The sequence below is a fragment of the Flagellimonas oceanensis genome (assembly GCF_003992595.1).
GTDB lineage: Bacteria > Bacteroidota > Bacteroidia > Flavobacteriales > Flavobacteriaceae > Flagellimonas > Flagellimonas oceanensis.
Genome location: NZ_RZNA01000040.1, coordinates 289,155 through 301,138 on the forward strand (window position 1 = coordinate 289,155; position 11,984 = coordinate 301,138).

12 protein-coding genes are annotated in these 11,984 nt (G+C 41.4%); 7 read left to right on the plus strand and 5 right to left on the minus strand.

What is annotated here, in order from left to right; genetic code table 11:
* Positions 1–42: 42 nt before the first annotated feature.
* The 7 genes from recN (at position 43) to EO132_RS11095 (ending at position 7,630) form a co-directional block, all read left to right on the plus strand.
* Positions 43–1,695 (plus strand): DNA repair protein RecN, encoded by a 1,653-nt coding sequence (gene recN / locus EO132_RS11065; protein WP_127137907.1) that lies wholly within the window; start codon positions 43–45, stop codon positions 1,693–1,695.
* A gap of 73 nt (positions 1,696–1,768) precedes the next feature.
* A complete protein-coding gene (locus EO132_RS11070; protein WP_127137908.1) occupies positions 1,769–2,581 on the plus strand; it encodes an enoyl-ACP reductase FabI in 813 nt (270 codons plus the stop codon).
* Positions 2,582–2,699: 118 nt separating this feature from the next.
* Complete coding sequence (locus EO132_RS11075; RefSeq protein WP_127137909.1) at positions 2,700–3,707, plus strand: glycosyltransferase family 2 protein; 1,008 nt, start codon at positions 2,700–2,702, stop codon at positions 3,705–3,707.
* A 2-nt stretch (positions 3,708–3,709) separates the two neighbouring features.
* Positions 3,710–4,666, plus strand: coding sequence for a CdaR family protein (locus EO132_RS11080; protein WP_127137910.1), 957 nt, complete (start codon positions 3,710–3,712; stop codon positions 4,664–4,666).
* Positions 4,663–5,256 carry a dephospho-CoA kinase gene (gene coaE / locus EO132_RS11085; RefSeq protein ID WP_127137911.1) on the plus strand — a complete coding sequence of 198 codons (594 nt, stop codon included), beginning with the start codon at positions 4,663–4,665 and terminating at the stop codon, positions 5,254–5,256. Before EO132_RS11080 ends, coaE begins: the two co-directional genes overlap by 4 nt.
* A 64-nt stretch (positions 5,257–5,320) precedes the next feature.
* A complete protein-coding gene (locus EO132_RS11090; protein ID WP_127137912.1) occupies positions 5,321–6,904 on the plus strand; it encodes a sensor histidine kinase in 1,584 nt (527 codons plus the stop codon).
* A 9-nt stretch (positions 6,905–6,913) separates the two neighbouring features.
* On the plus strand, positions 6,914–7,630 hold the full coding sequence (locus EO132_RS11095; RefSeq protein ID WP_127137913.1) for a response regulator transcription factor: 717 nt from the start codon (positions 6,914–6,916) through the stop codon (positions 7,628–7,630).
* 77 nt (positions 7,631–7,707) lie between these two features.
* Here the strand turns inward: EO132_RS11095 and EO132_RS11100 are convergent, their stop codons facing one another.
* Genes EO132_RS11100 through EO132_RS11120 form a run of 5 tightly spaced genes read right to left on the minus strand, consistent with a single transcriptional unit; the run spans position 7,708 to position 11,968 of the window.
* Positions 7,708–8,199 carry a gluconokinase gene (locus tag EO132_RS11100; protein ID WP_127137914.1) on the minus strand — a complete coding sequence of 164 codons (492 nt, stop codon included), beginning with the start codon at positions 8,197–8,199 and terminating at the stop codon, positions 7,708–7,710.
* Entirely contained in the window at positions 8,192–9,115 is a 924-nt protein-coding gene (gene miaA, locus EO132_RS11105) for a tRNA (adenosine(37)-N6)-dimethylallyltransferase MiaA (protein ID WP_127137915.1), read from the minus strand. The genes EO132_RS11100 and miaA overlap by 8 nt, the downstream gene beginning before the upstream one ends.
* Positions 9,112–9,960 (minus strand): ion transporter, encoded by an 849-nt coding sequence (locus EO132_RS11110; RefSeq protein ID WP_127137916.1) that lies wholly within the window; start codon positions 9,958–9,960, stop codon positions 9,112–9,114. The genes miaA and EO132_RS11110 overlap by 4 nt, the downstream gene beginning before the upstream one ends.
* A 3-nt stretch (positions 9,961–9,963) precedes the next feature.
* Positions 9,964–11,295, minus strand: a complete 1,332-nt coding sequence (locus EO132_RS11115) for an exonuclease domain-containing protein (RefSeq protein WP_127137917.1) — start codon at positions 11,293–11,295, stop codon at positions 9,964–9,966.
* Between the two features lie 13 nt (positions 11,296–11,308).
* The gene (locus tag EO132_RS11120; protein WP_127137918.1) at positions 11,309–11,968 is read right to left on the minus strand and encodes a YggS family pyridoxal phosphate-dependent enzyme; all 660 of its coding nucleotides are present in this window, start codon (positions 11,966–11,968) and stop codon (positions 11,309–11,311) included.
* Positions 11,969–11,984 lie beyond the last annotated feature (16 nt).

Here is an 11,984-nt window from a genome sequence, read left to right on the forward strand (position 1 = left end):
GTTCTATAAAGAAATTTATCTTTACGGGTAAATTCTTCAATATTGCTAGCAAATCTATCCATCCAAAATTATGCACTCATTGATGATGTAAGTGTGTCTTTTTCCAACGGATTCACCACTATAACAGGGGAAACCGGTGCGGGAAAATCCATACTACTAGGCGGCCTTTCCATGGTTTTAGGAAAGCGCGCCGATTTATCCTCTTTGAAGAACAAGGATCAAAAGTGTGTGATTGAGGCCGAATTCGATGTGTCAAAATATCAACTTAAACCATTTTTTGAGGAAAACGACTTGGATTACGAGAAAACCACGATTCTTCGCAGGGAAATATTGCCCAGCGGGAAGTCGAGGGCTTTTGTAAATGATTCTCCAGTAACATTGGATGTGATGCGGGCCTTGGGCGATCAATTGGTGGATGTGCACTCGCAGCACCAAACCATGCAGCTTACGGACAATGATTTTCAGATGAAAGTGCTTGACGCTTTGGCGGAAAACGCCGAAAACCTATCTGGGTACACCCAAGAACTTGAAAAACTGAGAGCGGCCTCCAAAGAACTTCAAAAGTTGGAAGAATTTCAGGCAGATGCCGACAAAGAGCACGATTACAATAGTTTTTTGTTGAAGGAACTGGAAGATGCGAAGCTCAAAAAAGGCATGCAGGAAGAGCTGGAGGAAGAGTATGAGCAGTTGAGCAATGTGGAGCAGATTATGGAGCAGTTGTCCGCAGGGCATCAGTTGTTGAATGATGAGCAATTGGGCATTGTAGGCCGGCTGACAGACTTAAAACGTGCATTCCAAAGTTTGACGGATTTTGGCTCTGATTATAAATCTTTGTCTGATAGAATTCAATCCGTTTTGATTGAAACCGACGACATCGCTTCCGAATTGGAGCAGTTGCAAGAAGGGGTAGAGGCCAATCCAGAGCGCCTGGAAGTGGTAAACAGTCAATTGCAGCAATTGTACGACCTTCAGAAAAAACATCATACTGATTCAGTAACGGAACTCATTGAAATTCGTGAAGAATTGGCCCAAAAAGTGGATGCTGTAGCCAATATTGAATCTAAAATCAAAGCAAAACGAGAAGAGGTCGAAGCCATCACTAAAAAAGTGGATGCCTGGGCCAAAAAAATAAGTGAGGGCAGAAAAAATGTCATCCCCACATTGAACGAAAGGCTTCAAGCCAATCTATCATCCTTGGGAATGTCCGCAGCAACATTCAAGATTGAGGTAAACCCGGCCAAATCATTTAAAACCAACGGAAAAGATGATTTGGTGTTCTTGTTCTCAGCGAACAAGGGTTCCAGTTATGGCGAGTTGAAAAAGGTAGCATCCGGTGGTGAGCTTTCCCGAATAATGCTGACCATAAAATCCATTTTGGCGGAGTATGAAAACCTGCCCACCATGATGTTCGATGAGATAGACACAGGGGTTTCTGGTGAAATATCCAACCGAATGGGAGAGATTATGCAGCAAATGAGTGGGACCATGCAAGTTTTTTCAATTACGCATTTACCACAGGTAGCTTCAAAAGGGCGTTATCAATTCAAGGTCTACAAGGAAGAAGGGGCAGAGGGCACAAGCACTCACATTAAACAACTAAGTACTGACGAACGTGTTCGGGAGTTGGCAGAAATGTTGGGCGGCAAGTCGTTGTCCGAATCTGCTCTGGCGCACGCCAAGGAGCTGTTGCAATAAATCCGGCTAGGGGCTTCTCAAACTTCAATTAGTTTAAATATCTTTGTCACACAATCAACAATTGCAAGAAACTATGGCATACAATCTTTTAAAAGGTAAGAAAGGAATCATTTTTGGCGCATTGGACCCTAATTCCATTGCATGGAAAACCGCAGAACGCGTTCACGAAGAAGGTGGCGAGTTTGTTTTGACCAATGCACCTATCGCCATGCGAATGGGGCAAATCAAAGAGCTGGCGGACAAGACCAATTCAGAAATTATTCCCGCAGATGCCACTAACGAAGAGGATTTGAAAAACTTGGTGGAGAAATCCATGGAGATTTTGGGCGGAAAATTGGATTTCGTGCTTCACTCCATCGGAATGTCCGTTAATGTTAGAAAAGGAAGACATTATACAGATGAGAACTACAGCTTTACCGAAAAAGGATGGGATGTGTCCGCATTATCTTTTCATAAAGTAATGCAATCACTTTACAAAGCCGAAGCTATGAACCAATGGGGAAGTATAGTTGCGTTGACCTATATGGCAGCACAAAGAACATTCCCTGATTATAACGATATGGCGGACAACAAAGCTTATTTGGAGTCTGTTGCCAGGAGTTTTGGTTATTTCTTCGGTAAAGAACATAAGGTGCGAGTGAACACCATTTCACAATCGCCAACTCCAACCACGGCAGGGCAGGGCGTCAAAGGTTTTGATGGCTTTATCAATTACGCGGAAAAAATGTCGCCATTGGGCAATGCCACGGCGGATGATTGTGCCAACTATACCGTGTCCCTTTTCTCCGATTTGACGAAAAAGGTAACCATGCAGAACTTGTTCCATGATGGAGGTTTCTCCAATACAGGAGTAAGCCAAGAGGTAATCGACGAGTTTTCGGAATAAGGTTTGTTCCGGGTTTATACTCATGTCAAATCGAGCGCAGTCGAGATTGTAATCAACTGAAAAAGGTTCTCGACTGCGCTCGAACTGACAATCCACCTCTTAGAACTTCATCTTCCAAATGAATACATTTTTCTCCATAGTAGTTCCGGTGTTCAATAGGCCCGAAGAAGTTCGGGAACTATTGGAAAGCCTTCAAAAACAGGATTTCCAAGAAGACTTTGAAGTGGTGATCGTAGAGGATGGTTCTTCGGAATCATCAGAGGGCATTGTAGAAAAGTTTCAGGATAAGCTCAACATTTCCTATTACTACAAAGAAAACTCAGGTCCCGGCGATTCGAGAAACTTCGGGATGCAAAAGGCCCAAGGGAATTACTTTATCATTTTGGATTCCGATTGTATCCTTCCCAAACAGTATTTATCAGAAGTAGATAAAGAACTTAGCAAAGAGTTTGTGCACTGTTTTGGTGGTCCTGATGCTGCTGACACTTCTTTTACCACCATTCAGAAAGCTATCAACTACGTAATGACCTCTTTTTTGACCACTGGTGGTATTCGTGGAGGTAAAAAGGCCGTAGGTAAATTTCAACCCCGTAGTTTCAACATGGGTATTTCCAAAACAGCTTTCGAAAAGGCTGGTGGTTTTGGACGTATACATCCGGGAGAGGACCCAGACCTGACTTTCCGTATTTGGAAAGCTGGGTTTGATACAAGATTGTTTCCTAATGCCTATGTCTATCACAAAAGGCGTATTGATTGGAACAAATTTTATATTCAGGTCAATAAGTTTGGGATGGTACGTCCTATTTTAAACAAATGGCACCCCGGAACGGCAAAGCCTACCTATTGGTTCCCTACCTTGTTTATGTTGGGACTGGCTGTCGCTATCGTTGCTTCAATTTTTGGACTTTGGCTGCCACTATTGTTATATGGCTTCTATTTTTCAATATTGTTTTTGGACGCATTGATTAAGAGTAAGAACCTAATTGTAGGGGTTTTGTCCATTTTTGCTGCTTTGATTCAGTTTACAGGATATGGAATTGGTTTTTTCAAGTCCACAATGTTGCTTAACTTTAGTAATAAGAAGCCGGAAGAACTGTTTCCCAAACTATTTTTCAAGAAAAGATAAACGTGTTCAAAAAGGTATTGCAAGGCCTCAATCAAAAGAAAGCGAAAGTATTTTCGCTCTTCTTGATATGCTCATTTTTGGCTTGGTTCATCAGTAATCTATCCGAAACTTATGAGTCGAGGGCCTTTTTTACCCTTAATTATAGAAACCTCCCTGATTCTTTGTTATTGGGAAAAAATTCCAATAATGAGATTGAGGCTAAATTGAGGACCAGTGGTTTTCAATTTTTATATTATAAGATTTTCAGGAGTCAAATTGATATCGATGTATCCCAAGTCGAGTACAGAAACGGGCAGTATGTGCTCAGCGAAGAAATGTTGAGGCGACAAATGGATCAGCAATTGTCCCAAAATATATCCTTGTTGGATTTGGACAGGAATGTACTGGATGTAGATCTCTATCAGGTTGACTCAAAAAAAATACCCATTAAGGCCAATCTGAAGCTTCAGCTTCAGCAAAACCACATATTGGATGGGAAAATCATGGTTTCGCCTGATTCCATTGAGGTTAAAGGGCCAAAAAATGAAATAGACACCATAAAATCCATCAAAACAGCGGCAATACAGTTAACAGATGTGAATGAAGATTTTTCTTCCGAAGTGAGTTTGGTCTTTCCAAAGGGTTTGGATAACAGTATTTTTTCAGAGGGGCGCGCTACGGTTTCGGGCAAGGTCTCAAAATTTTCTGAAAAGGTGTTTGATGTGCCGATTCAAGTTGTCAATGCTCCTGAAGGATACCAAATTAGAACGTTTCCCAATTCGGTCACCATTTTGTGTAAGGCGACCATTGAAAGATTGAAGGAGATATCCGCTTCGGATTTTGAAATTGTGGCCGATTATGGTCAGTTGGATGGTTCGGAAAGCAGTAAATTGTTTTTGGAAATTACCGAGAGCCCACAAAAGGTCTACGATATCAAATTAGAGGAGAATACAGTGAACTTTGTATTGGAACAGCAATGATGATAGTTGGATTGACAGGGGGGATAGGTAGTGGAAAAAGTACCGTGGCCAACATGTTCAGGGAACTTGGTGTCCCCGTTTATGATTCTGATAAGGAGGCCAAACTATTGATGTCAGGTTCTCAGGAGGTTAAAGCGGCCATTACTGATTTATTGGGCAAAGAAGCCTATTCAGATGGGGAATTGAACAGGGCTTTTATTGCTGACAAGGTTTTCAAAGATTCAGAATTGCTGGAAAAGCTTAATGGAATCGTTCATCCGGCTGTTAGAAAGCACTTTATGCAATGGGCGGAAGCTCGAGAAACACCATATGTGATACAAGAGACAGCTCTGATTTTTGAAAACAATGCCCAGAACAACTATGATTCCACCATTTTGGTAACAGCTCCCGTCGAAACACGTATCAAAAGGGTCGTGGATAGGGATGGAGTTGAAAAACAAGCGGTAATTGATAGAATGCAAAACCAATTAAATGATGGTCAAAAGCTTGATTTGGCCGATTTTTCACTTGAAAACCTTGAATTGGACAAAACCAAAAAAAAGGTTAAAGAACTACACCTCAAACTTTTAGCGGCAGCATCCAAATTTTAACATTTATGTTAAGTTTTGGTTAAACGCTCAAAGTAGTAAATGTTAAATTTTTAATTTTACATCAATGAACAAGAAGCTATTCGTTCTTCTGGTTGTTCTTATGAGTTTATCCCTTTTAGGGATAATTTTCGTGCAGGTTTATTGGATACAAACATCCATAAACGATAAGGAAGAACAATTCTCAAGAACAATCACGGACATATTGGACAAGGTGGCGAGTAGGGTGGAGAAGCGCGAGATGAAAGATTACTCAGACCTTGTAGCTTCCATGATAGATAGTGTTGGAGAGCCAAAAAGTGCTCAGTTCAAAAACTTCATGTTTGTGGAAAGGGACCTCAATTCCGACGAAATCCTTTTTTACTCCCATGGCATTCTTGAAGAAGATTACAATATAACCTCTGCGTTCTTTGATAATACATTAGGTACTAATGATACCACTACGTTCAAAAATTTTACCAGTAGAAGAACTAAACAGGTTTTCAAGGAAGAGTCTGGTTTGGATGGTAGGATTTCTCATTTGACCCCCATTGAGAAAATCACGAAAATCGGTAACCTCAGTAGCATGGAGAAAGCCCAATATGAGGATGTTTTCATGGAATATGCTAAAATCCAACCGATTCATAAACGGGTTTCCAAACAAGAACTGGAACTTCTGCTCAGCCAAGAACTCAGTAATAGGAATATTGATATCGACTATGAGTATGGGGTGTACAGTCAAGGCTATCCGACCAAGATAAGATCTAGAAAATTCAAGTTCTCCGGTTCTAAAATGTACAAGGCACCGATTTTCAAGGATAGTGAAGGAGTGTCCAATTTTTCGTTGTTATTGACTTTTCCCAGCATGAAACGATACATCTTTGGTTCCGTAATGGGAATGGCATTTCTGTCATTGGTTTTTACCTTGGTAATCATGTTGGCCTATTCCAGTGCTATTTACCAGCTGATCAAGCAAAAGCGCATTTCCGAGATCAAATCGGATTTCATCAATAATATGACGCACGAGTTCAAAACGCCGATTGCCACTATTAATTTGGCCGTAGAAGCGATTCGAAATCCAAAATCCATTGAGGACAAGGAAAAAGTATTGCGTTACCTAGGCATGATTCGTGATGAGAATAAAAGGATGCATGCCCAAGTGGAAAATGTCCTGAGAATATCCAAACTGGAAAAAAACCAATTGGACATCAGTAAGGATAGGGTAAATATGCACGATATAGTTACCGATGCCATTGCCCATATAGAATTGATCGTACAGGATAGGGGCGGATATGTCAATGCGCATTTGGATGCGGAACGGGCAGAAGTATTGGCCAATGATATGCACATGACCAACGTGATAGTGAATATTTTGGATAATGCAGTGAAATATTCCCCAGAGACCCCAAAGATTGATGTATACACCGAAGTGGTAAAAAACAGCATCATTATCAAGGTGCAAGACCAAGGAGCGGGAATGAGCAAAGTGGTGCTCAAAAAAGTATTTGAAAAATTTTACCGGGAACATACCGGCGACATACATAACGTTAAGGGCCACGGTTTAGGATTGGCCTACGTAAAACGAATTATAGATGATCATCAAGGTGAGGTTTATGCCGAAAGTGAAAAAGGAAAAGGAAGCACTTTCTTTATAAAACTCCCTTTAATTTAAAAACAAACTATGGAAACAGAGAAAAAGAAGATACTATTGGTGGAGGACGATCCCAATTTTGGAATCGTACTTAAAGATTATTTGACCATGAACGATTTTGATGTTGTTCTGGCCAAAAACGGAATGGAAGGTTTCGAAAAGTTCAAAAAAGACAACTACGATGTCTGTATTTTGGATGTTATGATGCCTTATAAGGATGGATTTACCTTGGCAAAGGAAATCCGCGAGAAAAATGAGAACGTTCCGATTATCTTTTTGACCGCTAAGACGATGAAAGAGGACGTGTTGAAAGGATACAAAGCAGGTGCCGATGATTACCTGAACAAGCCTTTCGACTCCGAGGTGCTGTTGATGAAATTGAAAGCGATCTTACAAAGAAAGGCATCCAGCTCTTTGGCGGACAGCAAACAGTTCGAGTTCCAAATCGGGAATTTCCATTTGAACTCAAAACTTCGTTTCTTGAAATATAAAGAAGAGGAACCCATCAAACTTTCTCCAAAAGAAAATGAATTGCTGCGTTTGCTAGCTCTTCATGAAAATGATCTGATGCCAAGGGAGTTGGCATTGACCAAAATCTGGAGGGATGACAACTACTTTACCTCAAGAAGTATGGACGTGTACATTGCCAAGCTGAGGAAATACCTGAAAAAGGATGACTTAGTGGAAATCCTGAACATTCATGGTGAAGGGTTTAGGCTTGTGGTCAAAGCGGAAAACGAGCAATAAGATCATATATGGATAAATAAAAAAGCCACCTATAGTAGGTGGCTTTTTTCTGCCGAAAAATTGAGGGAATTTTAACTTTAAAGTTCTTTCATGATTTGTTTGACAATCTTGACGGGCGTTTCTTCAATGGAAACGATAATTGCCTTGGATGGTGGCTCCAGAGCATCAAACTGGGATTGCAACAAGTTTATGGGCATAAAATGCCCTTTTCTTTTTTCCAAACGTGACTTTATCAGCTCAAAGGATCCATCTAAATAAACAAAGGTCATACAATTACCCATTCCCGCCCTTAAGAGGCTTCTGTAGTTCTTTTTTAAGGCCGAACATGCGATTATGGCACCTTTGTGTTTATGGTCTACAGCAAGTTTATTTAAAGCTATCAGCCACTCTTTACGGTCTTCATCGTTCAAGGGGTGGCCCGAACTCATTTTTTTCACATTGGCTTCGGGATGAAAATCATCGCCGTCAAAAAAGGGTCTGGACAGTTTTTCTGAAAGCAGCTTTCCAATTTCGGTCTTACCCGAACCACTGACTCCCATGACTACAATCACAGTTTTACCGTTAGGCATAAAGGTTGGTTTTAAGTCGGTCATTAACCATTTGGAGTACCTTTTTAGGTTCAGTGTCGTAAGGGACCCATAGAATGGCTTCATTCTTTCGCAGCCATGTCAGTTGCCGTTTTGCAAATCGTCTGGTGTTCTTTTTGATTTCCGAAACTGCAGCTTCCAATGTGCATTGCCCTTCAATATATTCAAAAAGTTCTTTGTAACCAACTGTTTGTAGAGCATTCAGTTCTTTGTGGGGGTAAAGCTTTTTTGCTTCTTCCAGTAGGCCAGCATCCATCATGAGGTCTACACGGGCATTGATTCGCTCGTAAACCGTCTCTCTGGGAGCCTCAATACCGATATATAGAGTTTTAAAGTTTCTTTCTGCTTTGGGCTGGTTCAGGAATGAAGAGTAGGGTTTATTTGCCGTGATGCACACCTCTAGGGCCCGAATCAATCGATGCGGATTGTCCAAGTCAACCGTTTTATAGTAATCCGGGTCTCGTAGTTCGAGTTCTTTTTGAAGACTTTCCAATCCTTTCTCTTCCAATTGCTGATTGAGTTGTTCCCGTGTTTTTGGGTCAACCTCTGGAAACTTGTCCAATCCAGATACAACGGCATCCACATAAAGTCCACTGCCACCCACCATCACGGCAATGTCTTTTTTCAGGAATACATCATCCAATAGTTTGATGGCTTCTTTCTCAAAATCGCCAACTGAATATGGTTCAAATATACTTTTGTGTTGTACAAAATGATGATGCGTTTCACTCAGCTCTTCTTTGGATGGAACGGCGGTGCCTATTTCCATTTCCTTGAAAAACTGCCTGGAATCAGCGGAAAGTATGTCGGTGTCAAAATGCTTGGCCAATTGGATGCCCAAAGCGGTCTTTCCAATGGCGGTGGGTCCAACCACGGCAAGTACTATTTTTTTGCTCATAATGGGTGTCCACAATTAAAACAATGAGTGGCATCATCCCTGTGGCCTTCAACAGAGCAACTGGGACAGGCCTGTGTGTTGACATGTACCATAAAACCATCATCCTCTTCATCATCACTTTTTTTGTTTCGCGCAAATTCCGCAGTGACAATGCCAGTAGGTACCGCAATGATTCCGTAACCCAAAATCATAATCACGGTAGCCAAAAATTGACCTAGATTGGATTGCGGTGCTATATCGCCATACCCCACAGTTGTTAGGGTCACAATGGTCCAATAAATACTTTTGGGAATGCTGGTAAAGCCTGAATCATCCCCTTCCACGATATACATGATGGTGCCCATGATTACGGATAAAATCAAAACCACATAAATAAATACGGCAATCTTGGCCCGACTTGCTTTTAATGCTGACTGCAACTGAGAAGCTTCGCCCATAAATTTAACGAGCTTCAGTATCCTGAAAATACGTAACAAGCGAAAGGCCCTTACAGCCAGTAAAACTTGGGAGCCAGCTAGAATATAAGATAGATAGAGGGGGATGGTGGATAAGAAATCGATAACCCCGTAAAAACTGAAAACATACTTCAATGGCTTCTTTATGCTGATCAGGCGAGCTATGTATTCCAGGGTGAAAAATATGGTCACTATCCACTCTAAGGTGAGAAGTGTTTTGTGGTAATGCTCGTCAAAATCATCAATACTCTCCAGCATTACCAAAATAACGCTGATGATAATCAGTATAAAGAGCAGAATGTCAAACAACTTACCCGATGGAGTGTCCGCTTCATAAATGACTTCATGAAGTTTGTTTTTCCATTTGGGAAGTGGTTTGTTGTCTTTCAATGATCAGGAGGTTAGTGGAATAGTTTTAAGTCGATTATTTTTTCTTAGATAGGTCTCTACAATAAATGTGGTGTTCTCATCGCTCCGCATGGGAGTCATAATGGATTCTAAGATATGAATATTATTGATTTGATGGTTGAGTTCCACATAGCCAAACCCTTGAAGTCTACCATTTTTGATCAGGACAAAACTTCGTTCCCCTGTTTCCCGCCCCTGGTCGGTCAGTGCAATATCCTTGTCTTGAATACTGTATTTTTCAAAAGCGGAAAGCACTTTTTCGTTACAGTTGGATGCACTTTGTTCCGCCTCTTGGTGCACACATTCATTGTCGGTTCCCAAGGAAGAAGGGCAAAGTGCAAACTCTTCTGAAACTTTATTGATAAAGCTTTTGGCTGACTGCGTCCCGTTGAAGGCTATGTTTTTGTGTTCCAACTTCCGACTTTTTTCCACTTCCAATATGATATGCTCGGTTCCGTTCTGATTAAAATCAATGGTGTGCGTAAAGAGCTTCTTTTTGGATACATGATTATAGCGGGGTCTTTTCTTTTTTTGCTCCACATAGGCCTTTAAAATAGCAATGAGTTCGCTCCCCGTGGTTTCGTAAGTTACTTTTTTCGTTTCTTTTTGTAGTTTTCGTGCCATTTTGCCCACATTGGTAAAATGTTGGTTGACCCGCTTTTTAATATTCTTGGTCTTTCCGATGAAGATAATGTCCCCGTCCTTGTCGTGCATGTAGTATACACCGGTATCGGATGGGAGGTTAAAAACCATGTCCAACTGGGTAGGTGATAGTTCCCCATGGGTTTCTTCGCGGATGACTTCGGTAATGATTTTCTTTTCCGAGTCTTTGTTCAGCAACAATTTAAAAAGTTTCAAGGTGGCAAGTGCATCGCCGTTGGCTCTGTGTCTATCACTCATGGGAATACCCAGTGAACGCGCTAATTTTCCCAAACTGTGCGACTCCGCTTCGGGTATGAGTTGTTTGGAAAGGTCAACGGTACAAAGGGTCTTGCGTTGAAAATCATACCCCAAACGCCTAAACTCGGTCCTTAGGATTCGATAATCAAATTGGGCGTTGTGCGCGACCAAAACAGCCCCTTCGGTAATTTCCACAATGCGTTTGGCCACTTCATGAAACTTGGGTGCGGAGCGCAGCATTTTATTGTTGATGCCCGTGAGCTTGGCCACAAAGGGTTGTATTTCGCGTTCCGGGTTGATCAAACAAATGAATTTGTCGACCACTTCACGTCCATCAAACCTGTGGATGGCAATTTCAGTGATGCCTTCCTCATTGTATTTTCCTCCCGTGCTTTCAATGTCAAGTATCGCGTACATGGAAAATTACTCGTTATGAATAGTTTCTAACCCCAAATATACTGCTTCCGATTCGTACCATGTTGCTGCCTTCCTCAATGGCAATCTGGTAATCGCCGCTCATGCCCATGGAAAGTATGGTGATATCTTCCAATTTGGTTGTAAGTTCATCAAACATGGATTTGAGTTGGGCAAACTCCTTGCGCACCTGGTTTTTGTCATCTGTAAAAGTCGCCATGCCCATCAATCCTACAATTTTGATATTTTCCATAGCCTCAAAAGCATCAGAATTGATAAGCTCATCCAGTTCTGCTTTGTCCAGTCCAAATTTGGTATCTTCTTCTGCAATATGGATTTGTAGCAAGCATGGAATCACACGGTCGTGCTTTTTTGCTTGTTTGTTGATTTCCTTTAACAATCGAGGGCTGTCGACACCATGAATCAGGGAAACAAACTCGGTCATGTATTTGACCTTGTTACGTTGCACGTGACCAATCATGTGCCATTCGATGTCCTTGGGCAAATCTTCCCATTTTTGGACCATCTCCTGCACTTTGTTTTCTCCAAAGACCCGTTGCCCTGCTTCGTAAGCCTCCAAAAGGTCTTCATTGGGCTTGGTTTTGGAAACAGCGACCAAGGTAACTCCCTCGGGGAGCTTGGATTTTATTGTATTGAGATTATCTTTTATGGACATAGTTTAATCGATGTCA